At 66.6% G+C, this 22,043-nt stretch carries 21 protein-coding genes; 12 read left to right on the top strand and 9 right to left on the bottom strand.

The genetic code is table 11. The features are described 5' to 3' along the window. Positions 1–12 precede the first annotated feature (12 nt). The 4 genes from ACXAJT_RS03045 to mraZ are packed head-to-tail and all read right to left on the bottom strand — an operon-like array spanning position 13 to position 3,670. A complete protein-coding gene (locus ACXAJT_RS03045; protein ID WP_475232899.1) occupies positions 13–1,806 on the bottom strand; it encodes a peptidoglycan D,D-transpeptidase FtsI family protein in 1,794 nt (597 codons plus the stop codon). Further along, positions 1,803–2,159, bottom strand: a complete 357-nt coding sequence (gene ftsL, locus ACXAJT_RS03050) for a cell division protein FtsL (RefSeq protein WP_475232902.1) — start codon at positions 2,157–2,159, stop codon at positions 1,803–1,805. Before ftsL ends, ACXAJT_RS03045 begins: the two co-directional genes overlap by 4 nt. Next, positions 2,159–3,148, bottom strand: a complete 990-nt coding sequence (gene rsmH, locus ACXAJT_RS03055) for a 16S rRNA (cytosine(1402)-N(4))-methyltransferase RsmH (protein ID WP_475232904.1) — start codon at positions 3,146–3,148, stop codon at positions 2,159–2,161. The genes ftsL and rsmH overlap by 1 nt, the downstream gene beginning before the upstream one ends. Positions 3,149–3,151: 3 nt before the next feature. Beyond that, positions 3,152–3,670, bottom strand: coding sequence for a division/cell wall cluster transcriptional repressor MraZ (mraZ, locus tag ACXAJT_RS03060; RefSeq protein ID WP_475232906.1), 519 nt, complete (start codon positions 3,668–3,670; stop codon positions 3,152–3,154). A gap of 808 nt (positions 3,671–4,478) precedes the next feature. Here mraZ and ACXAJT_RS03065 point away from each other — a divergent pair. The 8 genes from ACXAJT_RS03065 (at position 4,479) to ACXAJT_RS03100 (ending at position 12,269) form a co-directional block, all read left to right on the top strand. Next, complete coding sequence (locus ACXAJT_RS03065; RefSeq protein WP_475232908.1) at positions 4,479–4,853, top strand: VanZ family protein; 375 nt, start codon at positions 4,479–4,481, stop codon at positions 4,851–4,853. 158 nt (positions 4,854–5,011) lie between these two features. Then, complete coding sequence (locus ACXAJT_RS03070) at positions 5,012–5,812, top strand: TatD family hydrolase (protein ID WP_475232911.1); 801 nt, start codon at positions 5,012–5,014, stop codon at positions 5,810–5,812. Then, a complete protein-coding gene (locus ACXAJT_RS03075; RefSeq protein ID WP_475232913.1) occupies positions 5,809–6,609 on the top strand; it encodes an MBL fold metallo-hydrolase in 801 nt (266 codons plus the stop codon). The genes ACXAJT_RS03070 and ACXAJT_RS03075 overlap by 4 nt, the downstream gene beginning before the upstream one ends. A gap of 119 nt (positions 6,610–6,728) precedes the next feature. Further along, on the top strand, positions 6,729–7,658 hold the full coding sequence (locus ACXAJT_RS03080) for an AEC family transporter (RefSeq protein ID WP_475232916.1): 930 nt from the start codon (positions 6,729–6,731) through the stop codon (positions 7,656–7,658). Between the two features lie 136 nt (positions 7,659–7,794). Further along, positions 7,795–9,060, top strand: a complete 1,266-nt coding sequence (locus ACXAJT_RS03085) for an MFS transporter (RefSeq protein WP_475232918.1) — start codon at positions 7,795–7,797, stop codon at positions 9,058–9,060. Between the two features lie 573 nt (positions 9,061–9,633). Further along, complete coding sequence (locus tag ACXAJT_RS03090) at positions 9,634–10,476, top strand: ion transporter (protein ID WP_475232921.1); 843 nt, start codon at positions 9,634–9,636, stop codon at positions 10,474–10,476. A gap of 255 nt (positions 10,477–10,731) precedes the next feature. Then, positions 10,732–12,027, top strand: a complete 1,296-nt coding sequence (locus tag ACXAJT_RS03095; RefSeq protein WP_475232923.1) for an adenylosuccinate synthase — start codon at positions 10,732–10,734, stop codon at positions 12,025–12,027. Between the two features lie 8 nt (positions 12,028–12,035). Then, positions 12,036–12,269, top strand: a complete 234-nt coding sequence (locus tag ACXAJT_RS03100; protein WP_475232925.1) for a DUF2842 domain-containing protein — start codon at positions 12,036–12,038, stop codon at positions 12,267–12,269. 204 nt (positions 12,270–12,473) lie between these two features. Here the strand turns inward: ACXAJT_RS03100 and ACXAJT_RS03105 are convergent, their stop codons facing one another. Together ACXAJT_RS03105 and ACXAJT_RS03110 are read right to left on the bottom strand one after the other, a co-directional pair. Beyond that, positions 12,474–13,775, bottom strand: a complete 1,302-nt coding sequence (locus ACXAJT_RS03105; RefSeq protein ID WP_475232927.1) for an MFS transporter — start codon at positions 13,773–13,775, stop codon at positions 12,474–12,476. Positions 13,776–14,062: 287 nt separating this feature from the next. Beyond that, the gene (locus ACXAJT_RS03110; RefSeq protein ID WP_475232930.1) at positions 14,063–14,665 is read right to left on the bottom strand and encodes an inner membrane-spanning protein YciB; all 603 of its coding nucleotides are present in this window, start codon (positions 14,663–14,665) and stop codon (positions 14,063–14,065) included. Positions 14,666–14,773: 108 nt separating this feature from the next. On the opposite strand from ACXAJT_RS03110, the gene ACXAJT_RS03115 reads away from it, so the two are divergent. Then, the gene (locus ACXAJT_RS03115) at positions 14,774–15,262 is read left to right on the top strand and encodes an MgtC/SapB family protein (protein WP_475232932.1); all 489 of its coding nucleotides are present in this window, start codon (positions 14,774–14,776) and stop codon (positions 15,260–15,262) included. A gap of 30 nt (positions 15,263–15,292) precedes the next feature. Here ACXAJT_RS03115 and ftsY read toward each other — a convergent pair whose 3' ends face one another. Further along, complete coding sequence (gene ftsY, locus ACXAJT_RS03120; protein WP_475232934.1) at positions 15,293–16,663, bottom strand: signal recognition particle-docking protein FtsY; 1,371 nt, start codon at positions 16,661–16,663, stop codon at positions 15,293–15,295. A gap of 110 nt (positions 16,664–16,773) precedes the next feature. Between ftsY and ACXAJT_RS03125 the strand changes: the two genes are divergently transcribed. Continuing rightward, positions 16,774–17,661: a lytic transglycosylase domain-containing protein gene (locus tag ACXAJT_RS03125; RefSeq protein ID WP_475232936.1), complete on the top strand. Its 888-nt coding sequence runs from the start codon at positions 16,774–16,776 to the stop codon at positions 17,659–17,661. 192 nt (positions 17,662–17,853) lie between these two features. Beyond that, complete coding sequence (locus ACXAJT_RS03130; RefSeq protein ID WP_475232938.1) at positions 17,854–18,246, top strand: hypothetical protein; 393 nt, start codon at positions 17,854–17,856, stop codon at positions 18,244–18,246. A 120-nt stretch (positions 18,247–18,366) separates the two neighbouring features. On the opposite strand, the gene xseA is transcribed toward ACXAJT_RS03130, so the two are convergent. Together xseA and ACXAJT_RS03140 are read right to left on the bottom strand one after the other, a co-directional pair. After that, complete coding sequence (gene xseA / locus ACXAJT_RS03135) at positions 18,367–19,869, bottom strand: exodeoxyribonuclease VII large subunit (protein ID WP_475232940.1); 1,503 nt, start codon at positions 19,867–19,869, stop codon at positions 18,367–18,369. 172 nt (positions 19,870–20,041) lie between these two features. Continuing rightward, entirely contained in the window at positions 20,042–20,293 is a 252-nt protein-coding gene (locus ACXAJT_RS03140) for a hypothetical protein (protein ID WP_475232942.1), read from the bottom strand. 215 nt (positions 20,294–20,508) lie between these two features. On the opposite strand from ACXAJT_RS03140, the gene purD reads away from it, so the two are divergent. Further along, positions 20,509–21,771, top strand: coding sequence for a phosphoribosylamine--glycine ligase (gene purD, locus ACXAJT_RS03145; protein ID WP_475232944.1), 1,263 nt, complete (start codon positions 20,509–20,511; stop codon positions 21,769–21,771). Positions 21,772–22,043: the final 272 nt, after the last annotated feature.

Raw genomic sequence — 22,043 nt, forward strand, 5'->3', positions numbered from 1 at the left:
CGCGCCGCCCGGTCAGTTCCGGACCAGCGTCACCTCTTCCTCTTCTGGCACATCGTATTCCGGACGCAAGCCCAGAAGCGGCGCGATCCTGCCGATCATCTCGGCGGCCACCGGCACGGCGGTCCAGCCCGCCGAGCGGCGCGGACGGCTGCCCGAGGTTTCCACCGGCTCGTCCAGCGTCACCACCAGCGCGTATTGCGGATCGTCGGCGGGGAAGATCGAGCTGAAGGTGGCGATCACCTTGTCCTTGTAATAGCCGCCGCCGCGTTCCTTGGGCTTGTCGGCGGTGCCGGTCTTGCCCGCCACCTTGTAGCCCGGCACATCGCCGAAGCTGGCGGTGCCCTCGGTGACCACAAGCCGAAGCATTTCCGCCGACTCGCCGGCGACTTTCTCGGACATCACCCGTGGGCCGTAGTGCGGCCCGTCCTGCTTGAGCAGCGTCGGATTGATCTTGTGCCCGCCATTGGCAATCGCCGCGTAGCCCGCCGCGAGATGCAGCGGCGAGGCCGAAAGACCATGGCCGTAGGAAATGGTCACGGTGCTCAGCTCGGTCCAGCGGCTGGGCAGCAGCGGTTTGCCGCCTGCCGCCTCGGTCAGTTCGATGCCGGTGGCGTCGAAGAACCCCATGGACTTCATGAACTGCTGCTGCCGCTCGGCGCCGATCGCCAGCGCCATCTTGCCGGTGCCGCGGTTCGAACTGTGCTGAATGATGCCTTGGACGGTCTGCTTGCCGTAGTTGTGGCCCTCGAACTCGCCGATGCGAAAGCCGCTGACCTTCATCGGCGGCGAGGTATCGATCACCGTGTCGGGCTTCACCAGCCCCAGTTCCAGCGCCTGCGCGGCGGCGAAGATCTTGAAGGTCGACCCCAGTTCATAGACCCCCTGCACCGCGTGGTTGAACAGCGGGCTGTCCGACGGGCTGCCCGACACCGGCGGGCGGGGTCGGTCGTTGGGGTCGAAATCGGGCAACGAGGCCATGGCGATGATCTCGCCGGTGTGCACATCCAGCAGCACCGACGCCGCGCCCTTGGCGTTCATCAGCTTCATGCCCGATTCCAGCACGCGCTCGGTCGCCGCCTGCACGCTGAGATCGATCGACAGTTCCAGCGGCGCGCCGCCCCGGGCCGGATCGCGCAGTTCGTCGTCAAAAAAGCGCTCGATCCCCGCCGTGCCGATGACCTCGGCCGAGGCCACGCCCTCGCGCCCGAAGCTGGCACCGCCAAGGATGTGCGAGGCCAGCTTACCATTGGGATAGAGCCGCATCTCGCGCGGGCCGAACAGCAGACCAGGCTCGCCGATGTCATGCACCGCCTGCATCTGTTCGGGGCTGATCTTCTTCTTCACCCACATGAACTTACGCTTGCCGTTGGTGAAATCCTTCACCAGCCGCTCGCGATCGATATCGGGGAAGATCTTCAGAAGTTCGTCGGCGGCGCGTAGCGGCTCGATCATCTGGTGCGGATGGGCGTAGAGCGAGTGCGTTTCCATGTTGGTGGCCAGCACCCGGCCCTGCCGGTCGACGATGTCGGCGCGCGAGGCAATGATCGACGCCCCCGGAAGCTGCGCCCGCGGCTCTTCGGCTTGCGATTGCGCCAGCATGCCCATGCGCAGGCCGATCACCACGAAGGCACAGAAGAACACCAACCCGAGCACCAGAAGCCGACCCTCGGCGCGCGTGCGAGCCTTGTCGCGCATCTGCTCGTGACGGATGCGCAGGTTCTCGCGTTCGATCGCATCCGGGTTCTCACCGCGGCGCCGGGCGTCGAGGACGCGCGCCAGCGGGCGAAGCGGGATGCGCCCGTTCATTGCGACGCCCCCGAGGCAGCGCCTGCGCTGGTCACGTCGACCAGATCGTTGAACACCAGCGCGCGGTTGTCAGGGTAATTCACCTGATCGATGCGCCCGAACTGCTCGGGGCGCATCGGCAGAAGGCCAAGCCGCTCAAAGTTCAGCTCGGCCAGATCGCGCAGCCGGTCGGGGCGGTTCAGATAGGCCCATTCGGCGCGCAGGATCGCCAGACGCGCCCGCGCGTCGCCGATGTCGCGCTGCAATTCGCGCACGTTGTCCAGCGAGGCCTGCGTTTTGTAGTTCTCGTGATAGGCCCAGAAGGCCAGCCCGATCACCGCCATGAAGGTGGTCACATAGAGAAGCGTTCGCATCAGCTCTTTCCTCTCAACTGGGGCATGGAGAGCACCCCGGATTCGATATCTCCGGCCTCTGCCGTTGTCCGGCGCCCCACCCGCAGGCGCGCCGAGCGGGCGCGCGGGTTGACCGCCAGTTCCTCCTCGTCCGGCCCCACAGCCTTGCGGGTCACCAGTTCGAAGCGCGGCGCCTCCGTCTCGACCTGCGGCTCGTAGCGGCTGACCGAATTGAGCCGCCCCGCCCGCGCCTGAAGGAAGCGTTTGACCATGCGGTCTTCGACCGAATGAAAGGTGACGACAGCCAGCAGACCGCCGGGTTTCAGCGCCCGTTCGGCGGCCATCAGCCCGCGCCACAGCGCGCCATATTCGTCGTTGACCGCGATGCGCAGCGCCTGAAACGAGCGCGTCGCCGGGTGCGATTGGCCGGGCTTGGGGCGCGGCAGGCAGGCTTCGACGATGGACGACAGTCGCGCCGTCGTCTCGATCGGCTCGACCGCGCGCTCACGCACGATGGCCTTGGCGATGCGGCGCGAGGCGCGCTCTTCGCCGAAGGTGTAAAGCACATTCGCAAGCGTGGTCTCGTCGAGCCGCTTCACCAGGTCGGCGGCGGTCTCGCCCGACTGCTCCATGCGCATGTCGAGCGGGCCGTCTTTCTGGAACGAAAACCCGCGCTCGGCGCGGTCAAGCTGCATCGACGACACGCCCAGATCGAGCACCACGCCATCGACGTCCTGCGCATGCGCATCCATATTGGCGAAATTGTCTTCGACGAGTTCGAGCCGGCCTTCGTACTGGCCGATCCAATCGGCGGCCATCTGATGGGCGAGCGGGTCACGGTCGATGCCGATCACCTTGTCGGCGCCCGCATCCAGCAGACCGCGCGCATAGCCCCCTGCCCCGAAGGTGCCGTCGATCCACGTGCCCTGCACAGGTGCCACCGCCGCCAGCAGGGGCCGCAGCAGGACGGGGACATGCGGTGCGGCGTTGGGGTCTTTGGGCGCCGCCATGGCTCAGGCCTCCTCGGTTTCGTCGTCTTCGTCGAGCAACTGCAGCGGATCGAAGTCCGCGGGCATCTCGTCGAGGAATTCCTCGGTGCCGGCCAGTTCGTCCTCTTCGAAGGTCTCCGGCTTCCAGATCTGGAAGGTGTCGACGTTGGAAGCGAAATAGGCCCAGTCCTCGAGGTCGATCTTAGCACGCAGCTTGGCCGGAAGCACGATGCGCCCGGTTTCATCAACGCTGGTGGTGACCGATTGGGTCGAGAAGAGACGCTCCAGAAGGCGGCGCTTCTGCGAGCCGCGCTTCATTGCCGAGATGCGGTCCTCGACGGCCTCCATCTCCTCGATCGTGTAGCATTCAAGATATTTGCGGCGGTGATCGCCGTAGACGATCACGAAGTTCGGGTTAAGCCCTTCGGTCCAGTCCGGATCACCGGCTTCGAGCACACGGCGGAAAGAGGCCGGAATCGACACGCGACCCTTGCCATCCACCTTGTTGCGGCTCTCGCCTCTGAACCTCAGCCTGCGGCCCACTGTCCCTACTCTCAAATCCCCGAAACGAAATACGGCGGGCTGATCTGCTGCCACTGATCAACCCGCCGCCTTGACCCGTTTTCCGGGCTAGTCCAGCTGCGCGTGCCACCTGGGGGGATGTCTGCTCGCTCACGCGCTGGATTCTTCATGTGGACGAAGGGCGGGTGCCTGTATGAACCTGCTCGTTTTATTATTCTGGGATGTTCTGCCGGGGTCGTTTGCTGCCCCTTAATCCCGTCCCTTCGTCGTGGTTAAAGGTATGTCATGGGAAATCATGGGAGGCAATAGGAATTTACGGCAGACTCCCCCCTCATGTTGCCCACAGGGCCTGTGGAAAACTACATATTGGGTGCCGTTACGGCAATTTTCACGAACATTTGGTAAGCGGGAACCGGCTCAGCGCTAAATATAGTCACGCGGCTGTGAGTGAAAATTCCCCACAAAATCCCAAAAAAATTTCCCAGAAGGGGCCCGACGATGGGTGGAATCGCGATGTCGTGAGCATTTCCCACGTCCCATGTGCCGCAGCAAGCCCTGAATCGGCGCAGCTTTTCGGCGGAATCGGTCGCTGCGCCCCAGAAGCCACAGCCGGGCGCGGGGCCATCTCCCGCCGTTTCGAAGTTTCGTCCCATGCTTTCCCATGGCGCCCATGCTTTCCCATGACACCCATGCCGTCCCATCCCGTCCCGCACGGCACCCACGTGGCGCGCACGTGCCACTGGCGCCAAAACGGGCCGTGACGCAAATGTGTGCCGCCAGACAGCGTGGAACGCTGGCATTTCGCCCTGCCGCATGATCTTGGAATGGCATGGACCGTATTTCTATCGCCACCGCCGCGCTCGCAGGCCTGCTCGCGCTGACCGTCACCCTCCTGACGGTCGGCCCTCAAGTGGTGCCTGGCGACGCTCTGCGCGGCGACAAGGTTCAGCACGCGCTCGGCTTTGGCGGCATCATTGCCCCGATCGCGCTGCTGCGGCCGCGTTGGCTGTGGTGGTGCGCCCCTGCCGCCATCGCATTTGGCGGGCTGATCGAGGTGGTGCAGGCCTACGTCGGGCGCGATGCCGAACTGGGCGATTGGGCCGCGGACGCCGTCGGCGTGCTGAGCGCCTGTTTGCTCGCGGCCGCCCTGCGCGGCGCCATGCGCCGTGTGAGAGCGCGCCGCGACCCGCTCCGCAGCCGCTAAACACCGCCACCATCCGAGACTTTGCCGAGATCTGCGGCGCAACCGCCCGCGCCGGCGGCTGTCGAGCGGCTGTCGATACGCCCGTGGTGCGCAAGCCCCTGCCCCGCCTTGACCCGGCCCGGCGCATGGCTGATACCTGCGCGCAAAGGACGCTACGTATGACACTTCCCCGCATTACCGACAGCCACTGCCACCTCGACTTCCCCGATTTCGACGAGGAGCGGCCCGAAATCATCGCCCGCGCGCTCGAAGCCGGGGTGCACCGGATGGTCACCATCTGCACCCGCCTACGCAACGAGCCGCAAGTGCGCGCCATCGCAGAGACCAACGACCCTGTGTTCTATGCCGCCGGCACCCACCCGATGAGCGCCGCCGAAGAGCCCATGGCCACGGTGGACGAGTTGATCGCGCTGGCGCAGCACCCGAAATTCGTCGGCATTGGCGAGACCGGGCTCGACTATCACTACACCGCCGACAGCGCCGAGGTGCAAAAGCAGTCTCTGAAGGTGCATATCGAGGCCGCACAGGAAACCGGCCTGCCGCTGATCATCCATGCCCGGGCCGCCGACGACGATATGGCCCGCATCCTCACCGAAGGCTACAAGGCCAAACCTTACGCCTGCGTGATGCACTGCTTCAGCTCTTCGGCCGAACTGGCGCGCGCGGCGCTCGACTGCGGCTTCTATTTGTCGATGTCCGGCATCGCCGCCTTCCCCAAGTCCAAGGACCTGCGCGAGATTTTCGCCAGCGCGCCGCTCGAGCGCATCCTCGTCGAAACCGACAGCCCCTATCTTGCGCCGCCGCCCTACCGCGGCAAGCGCAACGAGCCGGGCTACAGCGTGCACACCGCCAAGGTCGGCGCCGAGACATTCGGGCTCAGCTACGCCGACTTCGCCGCCGCCACCGAGGCCAACTTCGACCGTCTCTTCGCCAAGGCCGCGAACTGGAGCCCCGCATGAGCGGCGAACTGCGCTTCACCATCCTCGGCTGCGGCTCGTCGGGCGGCGTGCCGCGGCTTGGCGGCAAATGGGGCGAATGCGACCCCGAGAACCCCAAGAACACCCGTCGCCGCTGTTCGCTGCTGGTCGAGCGCGACGGCCCCGAAGGCACCACCCGCGTGCTGATCGACACCTCGCCGGACATGCGCGCGCAACTGCTGGACGCGGGCATCGGCCATCTTGACGCGGCGGTCTGGACGCATTCGCACGCCGATCACACCAACGGGCTCGACGACCTGCGCCAAATCGTCTTCAACCGCGGCGACAGGCTGCCGGTCTGGGCCGACGGCGCAACGCAGAACGAGCTGATCTCGCGCTTTGGCTACGCCTTCGTGCAGCCCGAGGGCAGCCCCTACCCGCCGATCTTCGATCTACACACGATCACCGGCGCGTTCACCGTCGACGGTGCGGGCGGGCCGATCACGCTGACGCCCTTCGAGGTCGATCACGGCAGCATCGACGCGCTTGGCTTCCGCATCGCCGATCTGGCCTATGTGCCCGACGTAGTGCGCCTGCCAGACGCCGCGTGGGAGCATCTTTCGGGCCTTGAGTGCTTCATCATCGACGCGCTGCGCCGCAAGCCGCATCCGACCCACGCGCATCTCGATCTGGCGCTGGAGTGGATCGCCCGCGCGCAGCCGCGCACGGCGGTGCTGACCAACATGCACATCGATCTCGACTATGCGACGCTCGCCGCCGAGACCCCCGACCACATCAGCCCGGCCTACGACGGCATGGTTCTGCGTTATGCGCTCTGAGGAGAAGCGCCGCGCAGACCATCCCGGCGCAGCGATGCGCAACAGCCCTTCATTGTTCCCCAAACACGCCCGCCGGAGGCCCTCTGCGCCCCGGCGCATGCTCTGAAAGCTCCTCTCCCATGCAGGCCCTTCTCGACGTCATTCTCCCGGTCTTCATCGTCATCGGCGCGGGCTATCTCGCCAGTTGGCGCAAACTGCTGACCGACAGCGCCATCGACGGGCTTATGGGCTTTACCCAGACCATCGCGGTGCCCTGCCTGCTGTTCCGCGCCATGTGGCAGCTTGATCTTGGCGAGTATTTCCGCTTCGACCTGCTGTTCTCCTTCTACGCCGGGGCGATCACCTGCTTTTTCGTGGCGCTGCTCGGCGCACGGGTGATCTTCAAACGCGACTGGGAAGACAGCGTGGTCATCGGCTTCTGCGGGCTGTTCTCCAACTCGCTACTGATCGGCCTGCCGATCACCGAACAGGCCTATGGTGAGGATGCGCTCAACGCCAACTACGCGATCATCGCCATGCACTCGCCGCTGTGCTACGCCATCGGCATCACCGCCATGGAGATCGCCCGCGCCCGCGGCACCGAACTGCGCCGCCTGCCGCTCACCATCACCCGCTCGCTGTTCCGCACGCCGATGGTCATCGGCATCACCATCGGCATCGTGCTCAACCTGCTGAACGTGCAATTGCCAAGCCCGGTGGTCGATGCGCTGGGGCTGCTCACCCGCACCGCCCTGCCCGCGGCGCTCTTTGCGCTTGGCGGCGTGCTCTATCGCTACCGCCCCGAGGGCGACATGCGCACCATTCTCTTTGTCTGCGCGCTGTCGCTTGGCCTGCACCCGCTGATCACCTTCAGCCTCGGCACCGCCTTTGACCTGCCCACCGACGCCTTCCGCTCGGCGGTGGTCACCGCCTCGGTCGCGCCGGGGGTGAACGCCTATGTCTTCGCCAACCTCTATGGCCGGGCGAAACGCGTCGCCGCCTCTTCGGTGCTGCTGGCCACCGGCATGTGCATCGTCACCACCTGGGCCTGGCTGCACGTGCTGCCGTAACGCCACAGCCAGCCGCCAAACGGCCGCCCTGTCGCAAAATGCCAAGAACATGACGCGGCAGGCGCACCGCCCCGCTGCAGGATTCGCGACACTGGTGGCCTGATATTAGGGCGCGCGGAGCGCAGGGGCACTCGTCATGATCACCGTTCTGGCCGGCGTCTGGGCGCTTTTGCTCGGCATCGTGCTCATCATGCTGGGCAACGGCATGCATTTCACCCTGATCGGCCTGCGCGGCGGCATCGAGGGATTCTCCGCCGCCGAACTGGCCGTGGTCACCTCAGGCTATTTCATCGGCTTCCTGTCGGGCGCGCGGATCACCCCGCAGCTGATCCGCCGGGTCGGCCACGTGCGAGTCTTCGCCGCGCTCGGCAGCTTTATGTCGGCGGGGCTGATCGCCTTCCCGCTGATCGCCGAGCCCTGGGCCTGGACCGCGCTGCGCCTGCTGGTAGGCTTTTGCATGTCGGGTGTCTACGTGACCGCCGAAAGCTGGCTCAACCACGCCGCGACGAACGAAACCCGCGGCAAAGTGCTGTCGGCCTATATGATCGCGCAGACCGTCGGCATCATCGGTGCGCAGGGCCTGCTGTCGCTCGGCGACGCGGCCACCTCGGCGCTGTTCATCGGCGCCTCGATCCTCGTGTCGATCTCTTTTGCGCCGATCCTGCTGTCGGTCACGCCGGTGCCCGCCGTCGAGGTGGCACGGCCGATGCCGCTGCGCGCGCTGTTCCGCGGCTCCCCGCTTGGCACCATCGGGATCTTCCTGCTTGGCAGCGTCTACGCCACGCAATCGGGCATGGGCGCGGTGTTCGGCACGCAGATCGGGCTGAGCGCGGGGCAGATCGCGTTCTTTGTCGCCATGCTGTTCGCCGGCGCTCTGGTGCTGCAGTACCCCATAGGCTGGCTGTCGGACCAGATGGACCGGCGCAAGCTGATCTTCGGCACATCGGCCCTCGGCGCGGGCGCCTGTGTGCTGGGATGGGTCACGGGGGGCGATCTGCACACCCTGATGGCAGCGGCTCTCCTCGCGGGCGGCGTCACCACGCCGCTCTATGCGCTGCTGCTGGCCTTCACCAATGACGCGCTGTCGGCCGAAGACATGCCCGCCGCCTCCGGAGGCCTGGTCTTCACCTTCGGCCTCGGCGCCATCGCCGGCCCGCTGGTCACCGGCTGGGCGATGCAGGCGGCGGGCCCGCCGGCGTTCTGGCTGGTGCTGGCAGCCACCTTCGCCGCCATGGCGCTCTACGCGCTCTACCGCATGACCCAGCGCGCGCCCGCGCCGCGCGACGAAGCCGAAAGCTATCTCAACGTTCTGCCGACAAGCTCTCCGGTGGCCGTCGAGGCCGCTGGCGCCTGGGCTGCCGAAAACGCCGAAGCCGAACGCGACGAGGCCGCCGCGCCCTAACAGCGCCCCCTTCTTCTCTTTCAAAATACGCCGGGGGTGAGCCGCGCAGCGGCGAGGGGGCAGCGCCCCCTGCCCAACCGACGGCCTTGCCCACAAACGCATTAAGCATCGACGCGCGGGCAAGCTGCCTGAAGCGCGGCGGAGGAAAGCCCACCAGCCCCTTGAGTCTCAGTTCCGCCTCGCCATCATGAACCGCCGCTTGGCCACCCAAAGCGCCGAGAGCGAGGCTGTCATATGACATCAGCAGGCCAACGTGACTGTCAGACCAAAAGGGCAATATGCGCATCTAGGCGCATGCTGAAGAAGGCGTGCAGAGGTGCCGCAAATCGTGGACGGGGATCAGCGCGGTCGTCAACCGCGGGCGACAAGACCTCGAAGCAGAGTTTACCCACATGCCGCGCGCATGTCGGCTTCGGGTTTGAAGCGATGGGCGCTTGACTGACGTGCCTGACACGATCAGCACGCCATCTTTGGTGTCCCGGTCACACTCTGGAAAGTCTGCCACCTTCGGGCTGGCAAACCGCCGAGCGTGACCATAGATGCCTCCGAATTGACCTAGGAGCAGACCTCAAGATGCGCCAGCGCCTTTCCGATTTTCTCGACCGATCCGCGACCCGCTACACGATCATGGGCGTGATCTTGTTCAATGCGATCGTCCTTGGCCTGGAAACCTCCCAAGACGTCATGAACACCGCCGGCGGTCTCATCGTTGCGCTGGACACCGCCTGCCTCGCGATCTTCGTGGCCGAACTGGTCGCCAAACTCTATGCGCGCGGGCTGCGCTTCTTCCGCGATGCCTGGAACATCTTTGACTTTCTTGTGGTGGGGATCGCGCTCATCCCGGCCGCCGGCGCGCTGTCGGTTCTGCGGGCGCTGCGCATCCTGCGGCTGCTGCGGGTGATTTCCGTGGCACCGACGCTGCGCCGCGTGGTCGAGGGCTTCATCGCCGCCGTCCCGGGGATGGCCTCGGTCTTCCTGCTGATGGGCGTGATCTTCTACATCGCCGCGGTCATCGCGACCAAGCTCTTTGCCGCGACCTTCCCCGCGTGGTTCGGCTCGCTGGGCGCTTCGCTCTACACGCTGTTCCAGGTGATGACGCTGGAAAGCTGGTCGATGGGGATCGTCCGGCCGGTCATGGAGGTCCACCCGGAGGCGTGGATCTTCTTCGTCCCGTTCATCCTGATCACCACCTTTGCCGTGGTGAACCTCGTGGTTGGCCTGATCGTCAACTCGATGCAGGACGCGCATGCCGAGGAAACCAACGCAGCCACCGACACCTACCGCGACGAGGTCATCCGCCGTCTGGCCGCGATCGAAGAGCATCTCAAGACAGCGGGCGACGGCGCGGAGGCTGCCGGCAACACGCACCACACCCCCGAGACCGCGAACGACGCGCCGGCGCGCGCCCGGGGATAGAGCGCACCCGGCGCGCAGCGCTCGACGGCGGAGGGTCGGAAGGGGACGCTTGGAGCATCGCTTCAAGGTGTTTCCTGAACCGGCCCATGCGCCGCACCGAAGCTTGCGCAGCACCGCTCGGGCCATGACCCCGACAAAGATTGCCGCGGATTCTTTCCACCAGCCCGGCGCAGGCGCCAATTTGATGGTTCCCACCGCCGCGCCGTGGATCTATACGGAGCCCGTTTGAACCGCCGGCAAAAGGACAGGTGAGCAATGGCTAACGTGGTCGTCGTAGGCGCCCAGTGGGGCGACGAAGGCAAGGGCAAGATCGTGGACTGGCTCTCGGAGCGGGCCGACGTGGTCGCGCGCTTCCAAGGGGGCCACAACGCGGGCCATACGCTGGTCATCGACGGCAAGGTGTTCAAGCTGAACGCCCTGCCCTCCGGTGTGGTGCGTGGCGGCAAGCTGTCGGTGATCGGCAACGGCGTGGTGCTCGATCCGTGGCACCTGGTGAAAGAGATCGAGACAATCCGCGCGCAGGGCGTCGACATCAGCCCCGAGACGCTGATGATCGCCGAGAACACGCCGCTGATCCTACCGATCCACGGCGAGCTCGACCGCGCCCGCGAGGAAGCGGCCACCAAAGGCACCAAGATCGGCACCACCGGGCGCGGCATCGGCCCGGCCTATGAGGACAAGGTGGGCCGCCGCTCGGTGCGCGTGGCAGACCTTGCCGATCCCGAAACCCTCGAACACCGCGTCGACCGGGCGCTGCAGCACCATGATGCGCTGCGCCGCGGCCTCGGGCTCGAGCCGGTGGACCGCGACGGGCTGATCGCCCAACTCAAGGAGATCGCACCGAAGATCCTCGAGTACGCCGGCCCGGTGTGGAAGGTGCTCAACGAGCAGCGCCGCGCCGGCAAGCGCATCCTGTTCGAAGGCGCGCAGGGCGCGCTGCTGGACATCGACTTCGGCACCTACCCCTTCGTCACCTCCTCGAACGTGATTGCAGGGCAAGCCGCCACCGGCACCGGCATCGGCCCGGGCTCGATCGACTTCGTGCTGGGCATCGTCAAGGCCTACACCACCCGCGTCGGCGAAGGCCCCTTCCCGACCGAACTGGACGACGAGGACGGCAACCGCCTCGGCACCCGTGGCCGCGAGTTCGGCACGGTGACGGGCCGCAAGCGCCGCTGCGGCTGGTTCGACGCGGTTCTGGTGCGCCAGACCTGCGTGACCTCGGGCGTCAACGGCATCTCGCTGACCAAGCTCGACGTGCTGGACGGTTTCGACACCATCAAGATCTGCACCGGCTACGAACTTGACGGCGAAGTGCTTGACCACCTGCCCATCGCCACCGAGGAGCAGCTGCGCTGCACGCCCATCTACGAAGAGATGGAAGGCTGGTCTGAATCGACCGAAGGCGCGCGCAGCTGGAACGACCTGCCCGGCGCGGCGGTGAAATACGTGCGCCGCATCGAAGAGCTGATCGGCTGCCCGGTGGCGCTGCTGTCGACCTCGCCCGAGCGTGACGACACCATCCTCGTCACCGACCCCTTCGCGGACTGAGGCCGGTCATGGCCCTCAGCTACAAAGCCCGCCGCCGCTGGTCGCTGGTGATCCTGCTGGTGGGCCTGCCGCTCTACATCGTCGCGGCGGTGAGCGTGGTCAACGCGCTTGGCCGCCCGCCGATCTGGCTGGAGTTTCTGGTCTACGTCTTCCTCGGGTTCCTGTGGATGCTGCCCTTCAAGTTCGTGTTCAAGGGGGTCGGCAAGGATGACCCCGAGGCGGGTCCGCCGCGCGAGGACTGATCGGCCGGAAGTGAGTATTTGAAGAAAGATGAAAGGGCGTGGCCGAGCGGGTCGCGCCCTTTTTCTTGTGCCTATAAGATCACGCGATGCGAGCCGGGCGCGCGCCCACCCGGCGGCTTCGCCTTGACACCGGGCGGGTCGCCCCCAACGAAAAAGGGCGCCGGAAAACCGGCGCCCTTTTACCAATCCGCAAGGTGATCTGGCTCAGACCTTGCCCTTGCCGCTGGCGAAGATGCACAGCAGCGTCACCGCGGCGGCGAAGAGCACGTAGTAGCCCACATAGGCGAGGCCGTAGTTGCTCTGCAGCCAGGTCGCGATATAGGGGGCCAGCGAGGCGCCGAAGATGCCGGCGAAGTTGAAGGTGATCGACGAGCCGGTGTAGCGCACGCGGGTCGGGAACGGGGCCGCCAGCGCGGTGCCGATCAGACCGTAGGTCATGCCCATCAGGGCCATGCCCAGCGTCACGAAGCCCATGATCCGCATCTCGTTCTCGACCATCAGCACCGGCACCAGGAAGCTGAACACACCGATCAGAACCGTCGTCAGCGTCAGGATCTGACGGCGGCCGAAGCGTTCGGCCAGCTTGCCCGCCAGCGGGATGAAGGCCCCGAAGACCACCGAGCCCCAGATCTGGATGGCCAGCGCGTCGGTGAACGGGATCTGCACGACCTTGACATTGTAGCTCAGCAGGTAGGCGGTGCAGATGTAGAACAGCACGAAGGTCGCCAGCGCCACGAAAGTGCCGAGCACGATCGAGACCTTGTGGTTCTTGAACAGTTCGACCGCAGGCACGGAAACGCGCTCTTCATTGTCGATGGCTTTCTGGAAGTCCGGCGTCTCGGTGATCGACAGGCGCACCCAGAGGCCGACCGCGATCAGCAGCAGCGACGAGATGAAGGGAATCCGCCAGCCCCAGCTCAGCAGCGCCTCTTCGCTCATGAAGTGCAGCAGAATCCAGAACAGGCCCGACGACAGGAACAGGCCCAGCGGCGCGCCCAACTGCGGGAACATGCCGTACCAGTTCTTCTTGCCCTCGGGGGCGTTCTCGGTGGCCATCAGCACCGCGCCGCCCCATTCACCACCAAGGCCGAAGCCTTGGCCAAAGCGGCAGAGTGCCAGCAGCAGGGGCGCGATCACGCCGATGCTCTCGTAGCTCGGCAGAAAGCCGATGATGACGGTGGAAATGCCCATGGTCAGCAGCGCCGCAACCAGCGTCGCCTTGCGGCCGATGCGGTCGCCGAAATGGCCGAAGACCAGCGCGCCCAGCGGACGTGCGAAGAAGGCGATGGAGAAGGTCGCGAAGCTGGCCAGCAGCGCGGTCATCGGATCGCTGTTGGGGAAGAACAGCGCCGGGAAGACCAGCACGGCGGCGGTCGCGTAGACGTAGAAGTCAAAGAATTCGATGGTGGTGCCGACGAGGCTCGCCGTCAGGACCTTGGCCGGCGAGTTCAGCGCCGGCGTGGCCCCGGTGCGCGGCGTTTCGTATGCAGCGTCTGAGAGGGACATTTTATTTCGTCTTTCATTGCGTCGGGAACAGCTTTGTTCCGGGATGGGATCGGTTAACGCAATCAGCAGGCAGGTGTAACCCGAGTGCCTGACTGTTTTCGTCAGCCCCGCCATGCGCCGGGCGCATAGCGCCAACGCCAGACTCTCGAAAAGCGCCGCTTTCGGCACGTTTGTCGCAATTTATGCCCCAGCGTCAGCCGGTTGGGGCGCCGGTACTCGCCTGCGCAATAAAAATACCCGGAACCAAAGGTCCCGGGCTTGGTCTCGAAAATCCGGCGCGAGGGCGCTCAGTCCTTCTCCTGCTCCAACGCGTAGCGTTTGAACAGGCTGTTCTGCGTCATGAAGAAGACAAAGACCGCCGCGGTCAGCCCGAAGGTTTTGAAATAGACCCACGACTCGGTGCTCATCGTGCGCCAGACAATCTCGTTGAGCAGCGCCAGCCCGAAGAAGAAGGCGCAGATGCGCTTGGTGAGGATCATCCAGCCCTCGTCCTGCAGCGGCATCAGCCCTTCCATGACCTTGCGCAGATAGCTCTCGCCGCGCAGGATCCCGGCCAGCAGCGCCAGCCCGAAGAGCATGTAAATCAGCGTCGGCTTCATCTTGAAGAAGCGCTCGTCGTTGAGCCAAACCGACAGCCCTCCGAACACCACGATCAGCACCGCAGTGACCACCTGCATCGCCGAAAGATGCCCGGTCAGCTTCCACAGCAGCCCGGTGCAGAGCAGCATCAGCGGAATGAACCCGGCGGTGACCACGACAAAGCCCTGATACTCGCGCCCTCCGATCAGAAAGTTCTGGTCCTTCAGCAGCAGGTAAGCCGCGAAGAAGGCCAGCACCGGCCCAAATTCCAGCGCCGACTTGAGGAAGGGGTTGATTTGCTTCGTGGCCATGCGGGTCTCCTTGTGCGAGTGCAGAGATAACCTCGCGGCGGCGGCTTCTCAATGGCGGAACCACCGCCCATGCCGCTTCGTTTCTCACACTACAGATGGGGAGAGACAATGATTGAGCAGATCCTGAACGAATTCCGGCATACGTTTTCGGCCGTCCCTGCCCCGGCGGCCTTTGCGCGGCTGCTGGCGGCGGTGCTGCTGGCCGGACTCATCGGCCTCGAGCGCGAGCGCCGTGGCAAGCCTGCGGGGCTGCGCACCCATATTCTCGTGTCGGTGGCCGCCTGTCTGTTTGTCCTGCTGGGGCGAGAACTGGCAGCGATGGATTTCGGCGGCTCGTCTGAACAGCGCAACGATCCGCTGCGGATGATCGAGGCGGTCACGGCAGGTGTGGCGTTTCTTGCGGCGGGGCTGATCTTCACCTCCGGCGGCAAGGTGCGCAACATCACCACCGGCGCGTCGCTGTGGCTGGCGGGCGCCGTCGGGCTGGGCTGCGGCGCCGGTCAGATGCCGCTGGCGGCGATGGCCACGGTGATCGTGCTGGTGATCCTGACGTTGCTGCGCTTCGTCGAAAACAAGATGGGCTGGAGCGAGGAGTAGCGCCGCGCGCCCTCCCCGCATCGCTAAGCGTCAGCCTTTCTCGAGTCCGGTGAGCGCAGCGGCAAATTCCTCGGGGTCGAAGGGTTGCAGATCGTCGATCTGCTCGCCCACGCCGATGGCATGGATCGGCAGGCCGAACTTGTCGGCCAGCGCCACCAGAACCCCGCCGCGCGCCGTGCCGTCGAGCTTGGTCATCACCAGACCCGAGACATCTGCCACCTGCTGGAAGATCTCCACCTGACGCAGCGCGTTCTGACCGGTGGTGGCATCCAAGACCAGCAGCGTGTTGTGCGGCGCGTCGGGGTCCTTCTTACGGATCACCCGGACGATCTTCGCCAGTTCTTCCATCAGGTCGGCGCGGTTCTGCAGCCGCCCGGCGGTGTCGATCATCAGCAGATCGGCACCCTCGGCCTGCGCCTTGCTCATCGCGTCAAAGGCGAGGCTGGCCGGGTCCGAGCCCTCGGGCGCGGTCAGCACTGGCACCCCGGCGCGGTCGCCCCAGATCTGCAGCTGTTCAACGGCGGCGGCCCGGAAGGTATCCCCCGCGGCGATGACCACCGATTTGCCGGCGGCGCGGAACTGGCTGGCAAGCTTGCCGATGGTCGTGGTCTTGCCCGAGCCGTTGACGCCCACCACCAGCACCACCTGCGGCGTCTTGGCATAAAGCGGCAGCGGCTTGGCCACGGGCTCCATGATCCGCGCCACCTCTGCCGACAGCAGCTGCTTGATCTCCTGCGTCGAGACCCGCTTGCCGTAGCGCCCTTCGGCGATATTGGCGGTCACCCGCAGCGCGGTGTCGACGCCCATGTCCGACTGGATCAGCAACTCCTCGAGGCTTTCCAGCATCTCGTCATCGAGCGCCCGTCGCACCACCGGCGCAGCGGGCTGGCCCTTGCCGAAGAGCCGTCCGATCAAACCACCGCCGCGCGCCTGCGGCACCTCTGGGTCCTGCAGCGGCGCGGGCACTTCCAGCGGCACTGGCCCCGGCGCGGGATCGGCGGGCGGCATGACCGGCGCCTCCTGCGGCGCGGGCTGCGGGTCGGCGGGCGCCGGCGCCTTGGGCGTGTCGGGCTGCGGACCGGGCTCGGGCATCGGCGGCGTTTCCGGCACCGGCTCCGGCGGGGTCTCGCGCGGCGGCGCGGGCGGCACCTCCTGCGGCGCGGGCGGGGTTTCAGGCGCGGGCGCGGGCGGCGTCTCGGGCACCGGCGGCGGTACATCCGGACCGGGCGTGGCCGGGCGCTCGGGGGTCTCGGGGACGGCCGGCGTGTCCGGGGTTTCCGGAATTTCCGGAGTTTCGGGGGCATCTTCCGAGCCGCCCTCCTGGACGATCGCGTCCAGCCCTTCCTCGAGTTTCGAGGAGGATTTGAAAAGCTTGTTCTTGAGCTTGCCGAAGAAGGACATGGCTGGACCTCTCGCTGCCTTTTCCTTCACCTAATACGCGCCGCGCCGGGATAAAAGTGTGAGTTGACCTTTGCCGCCCCGACAGCATTCATGGAGCCATGTGGCGTGCCATGCTTCTTGTTCTCCTCTGCGTCGTCGCGGCGCCGCTGCGGGCCGACCCCGGACAGCCCGAACCCGGCACGCTGTGTTCCGCTGGCGCCTTCGGTCCGGTGCACTGCATCCGGCCCTCGCATACCGCCTATGACACCTGTCAGGCGATCGAGCATTTCGCCCGCCGCAACGGGCTGTCGCCGGGGTTCTTCGCGCGGCTTCTTTGGCAGGAAAGCCGCTTTGACCCGCATGCGCTGAGCCCGGCCAACGCGCAGGGCATCGCGCAGTTCATCCCCTCCACCGCCAAGCTGCGCGGCCTCAAGGACCCCTACAACCCCGCCGAAGCGCTGGAGTACTCGGCGCAATACCTTGGCGAACTGGCCCGGCATTATGGCAATCAGGGGCTGGCGGCGGTGGCCTACAACGGCGGCGAGGCGCGGGCCGACGGGCTGATCGCGCGCACCGGAGGGCTGGCGCTGGAGACCATAAATTACGTCGCAATCATCACCGGGCTTGCCGCCGAAACATGGCGCGACACCCCGCCCGACGCGCATGACTTCCGCCTGCAGGGCGACATGCCGTTCCAGCAGGCCTGCCTCGATCTGGCCCGCCACCGCAAGCTGACCAAATATCCCGCGGCGAAACCGCCACTGCACCCATGGGGCGTGCAGATGGCCTTCGGCACGACGCAAGACCGGGCGCTGTCGCAATTCCGCCGCCGCGCCAAGACCTGCTCCGGCGTGGTCGGCGGCGAGACGCCCGAGATGATCTGGCAAAAGAGCCGGGCCAGCCCGCGCGGCGGCTACTGGATGGCCCGTCTCGGGCGCGACGGACGCGGCGCGGCACAGCAGCTTTGCGCAAAACTCAGGCAGTCGGGCTGCATCTGCGCGGTCTACAGGAACCGCTGAATGCACCGCCCGAGTGAGCCCTTGCCTGGCCAGCGGCCGGTAACCCGCGAAAACCTCTCTGATATCCCATACATTTATAACAAACGCCGCGCCGCCCGGCCCCAAAACGCCGCTGCCCCGGCACCGGCGGGCTCTGGCCGAACCCCGGCCCCGCCTCTTCCCCCTGCCCCGCGCCTCTGGCAGTCTGCCGCCATGATCCGTCTGCTCTGCCTCCTTGCCGTTCTGGCCAGCCCGCTCGCCGCCGCCCAGCCGATGAGCGGCGCGGAGTTCGAAGCCTATGTCACCGGCAAGACGCTCTACTTCGGACGCGGCGGCACCGCCTATGGCGTCGAGGAATATCTGCCCGACCGGCGGGTGCGCTGGTCGTTCCTCGATGGTCAGTGCAAAGACGGCAGCTGGTACCAAGAGGGGCAGATGATCTGCTTCGTCTACGAGGACGCACCGCTGCCACAGTGCTGGAGCTTCTACCGCGAAGGCAGCGGTCTGCGCGCGGTGTTCGAGAACGACCCGGGCAACACGGTGCTCTATGAGGCGCAGCAGAACGACGAGCCGATGCTCTGCCTCGGCCCCGAAGTCGGCGCCTGAAACCCCGCTGCCGCTTCGTCTAGAAGGAAATATCCCGGGGGAGCCGCGCAAAGCGCGGCGGGGGCAGCGCCCCCGACAGTCCTCACCCTCACAACCTCTGACCCGGCCGTACTGCGCGGGTCAGAACAAGCTGCCCTGCTCCGGTTTCTTCTGCGGTGCCTTCTTCGGCTTCGCCGCCGCCGCGCCGCCGCCGCCGATCTTCATGCGACCGTCGGCGAATTCGATCTCCAGCCCGCTGGCCTCCTTGGCGGCTGCGGAAGAGGTCAGCACCTGCCCGCCCTCGCCGCGCACCACCGCGTAGCCGCGCGCCAGCGTGCCCTTGTAGCTCAGCGTCTGCAGCAGCCGCTCCAGCCCGTCGAGCTTGGACCGCGGTTCCTCGACCCGGCGCGCGCCCGCATCCTCAAGCCGTTTGCCAAGCGCTTTCAGCCGGTCTCCTCCAAGCGCGATCTCGCGCTGGATGGGCCGGATCGACAGCCGGTCGGCGCGGCGCCCCAAGGCCTCGGCGCGCGTCGCCATCATCCGCGTAAGCAGACCCGGACGCAGCGCCCCGGCGGGCTGCGACAGCGCCAGACGGCGGCGGTCGACGCCGCGGATCAGCGCCTGCGGCAGCCGGTCGGCCAGCAGATCGATGCGTTGGCGCGGCTGATCGAGCAGCATCTCGGGCCGCGGCAGGCCGCGCGCCAGATCGCGCAGCCGCTGGCCGCGGATCTCCAGCCGATGGGTCTGCGCGCGGGTGAGCCGCAGTTGTGCTTCGGCGGCGCGCGCCAGCAGTTCCATGCGCACCGGCACGGCAATCTCTGCGGCGGCGGTCGGCGTCGGCGCGCGCTTGTCCGAGACGAAATCGATCAGCGTGGTGTCGGTCTCGTGCCCCACAGCCGAGATCAGCGGGATCTCCGAGGCCGCCGCGGCCCGCGCCACGCTCTCCTCGTTGAAGCCCCAAAGATCCTCGACCGAGCCGCCGCCACGCGCGACGATCAGCAGGTCGGGCCGCGGCAGCGCACCGCCGGGTGTAAGCTTGTTGAAACCCTCGATGGCGCGGGTCACTTCGGGCGCGCAGGCCTTACCCTGCACCGCGACGGGCCAGATCAGCACCTTGCGCGGGAAGCGCTCGCGCAGGCGGTGCAGAATGTCGCGGATCACCGCCCCCGAGGGCGAGGTCACCACGCCGATCACCTCGGGCAGAAACGGCAGCGGGCGCTTGCGCTCAGGCGCGAAAAGACCCTCGGCCTGCAGCTGCGCCTTGCGCTTTTCCAGCATTGCCATCAGCGCGCCAAGCCCGGCGGGCCGCATGTCTTCGATAATGATCTGATAGCGCGACTGGCCCGGATAGGTGGTCAGCCGCCCGGTGGCGATGACCTCCATCCCCTCTTCGGGCTGCATGTCGAGCTTGCTGGCGACGCCGCGCCAGACGATGCCCGAAAGCACCGATTTGTCGTCCTTCAGGTCGAGGTAGAGATGCCCTGAACGCGGGCGCGAGATTCGCCCCAGTTCGCCGCGCACCCGGACAAAGCCGAACTCGCCCTCGATCACCCGTTTGACCGCTCCGGAAATCTCGGAGACGGTGAATTCCGGCGTATTGCCCTCGGCGTCCCCACCCGGGCCGTCGTCTTCGAATAGGTCCATGCTGCTCGTCCTGCTCGTCTTGCGGGCAGAGTAACTGCCCGCGCCGCCGAGGGAAAGCCGCTGTGCCCCCGCAATCCTGCCCAAAGGTTCTGCCCAAAGGTCCTGCGGAAGCGGATAAAGACAGGCAGCGGCAAAACCGGCCGCGCTTGATGCGCGCCGCCCATGGCCCTGCTCAGGCGGTCTCGCGCCGGGCGGCCTCGGCCACCTCGCCTGCATCCACCTTGTGACAGCGCGGGCAGCACAGGGCGCAGGCTTCGACCGGGGTGCGGCCCTCGCGCGCCCGGACGAGCGCCGGCGCGCAGCTTTCAAACGCCCCAAGCTCTACCGTGGCGGTCTGGGGAAAGACCTGACACTCCTCGGTATGCACGAAATGCATCCCGTCGATGTCGAGGTCGCGGGTAACGTAATAGGTCTTTTCGATCATGGCAGTCTCCATGCGATGCAGCGCGCGGCCGATGGCCCGCGCCGGGTTGCCCATGCCAAACGAGCCGCCGGCGACCCCGTTCCGCAGATTTCATCCGGCTGTTACATTGCCGGGCCGGCCCCAGCCGGGCTTCACGACCGGCTGCCCTCACGTCTTGCCAGATCTGCCCGCCCCCGCTAGGACAGCCGCGATCCTCAAACAGCAGAGCGGTGCCCATGAATATCCTCATCCTCGGCGGCGGCGGTCGCGAACATGCCCTGGCCTGGGCGGTCATGCAGAACCCCAAGTGCGACAAGCTGATCGTCGCGCCCGGCAATGCGGGCATCGCGCAGATCGCCGAATGCGCCACGCTCGATATCGAGGATGGTGGCGCGGTGGCCGAGTTCGCCGGCGACAATGCCATCGATCTGGTGATCATCGGCCCCGAGGCGCCGCTGGCCAGCGGCGTCGCCGACCGGCTGCGCGATGCGGGCATGCTGGTCTTCGGACCAAGTCAGGCCGCCGCGAAGCTCGAGGCCTCGAAGAGTTTCACCAAGGAAATCTGCGACGCCGCGAAAGCGCCCACCGCCGGATACGGCCATTTCACCGACGCCGAGAGCGCCAAGGCGCATGTCCGCGCCGAAGGCGCGCCCATCGTGGTCAAGGCCGACGGGCTCGCCGCCGGCAAGGGCGTGATCATCGCCGAAACCGTCGCGCAGGCCGAAGAGGCGATCGATGACATGTTCGGCGGCGCTTTCGGCGGCGCCGGCGCCGAGGTGGTGATCGAAGAGTTCATGACCGGCGAGGAAGCGTCTTATTTCGTGCTGGTCGACGGCACCGACGTGCTGCCCATCGGCACCGCGCAGGACCACAAGCGCGTCGGCGAGGGCGACACCGGCCCCAACACCGGCGGCATGGGGGCCTATTCCCCTGCCCCGGTTCTGTCGGATGAGGTGGCACAAAAGGCGCTCGACGAGATCGTCAAGCCGACCATGGCCGAGATGGCCCGCCGCGGCACGCCGTATCAGGGCGTGCTCTACGTCGGCCTGATGATCGAGAACGGCCAGCCGCGACTGGTGGAATACAACGTGCGCTTCGGTGATCCCGAGTGTCAGGTGCTGATGATGCGGCTCGGCGCACAGGCGCTCGACCTGATCCACGCCTGCGCCGAGGGCCGTCTGGCCGAGGCGCAGGTGACCTGGGCGGACGATCACGCGATGACCGTGGTGATGGCCGCCGAGGGCTATCCGGGCAGCTACAAGAAAGGCACGGCGATCGGCGGGCTGGACGCGCTGACCGAGGACAGCTTTACCCAGATGTTCCACGCCGGCACCGCCAGCAAGGACGGACAGGTCGTCGCCACCGGCGGCCGGGTGCTCAACGCCACCGCCCGCGGCGCCACGCTGGCCGAGGCGCAGAGCCGCGCCTACGCGCTTGTGGACGCGGTGGACTGGCCCGAGGGCTTTTGCCGGCGTGACATCGGCTGGCGGGCGCTCTAAGCGCACGCCAGAGGCGCCCTTCGGGGCCGAACCTTGCCGTGCCGCCTCCGCGCTGGCGCGGCACCCCTATCGGTCAGCGGCACCGAATAAGGGCGCTGGCACATATTGCTTGGTTGCACGGGACCACATGCGCGACGTCGGTGCGGCTGGCACCGCACTGTGCGGCGGGTAAGCTTTGCACCGGGGCCTTCCTTGCGATTTCTTTCGAGGACCCTCGTTTGCTTTCGGGCAGACCTTCAAACAGGGGCACATCGTCTGACGCCTGCGCAATG

This window comes from Salipiger sp. ABF4_146, assembly GCF_056161345.1.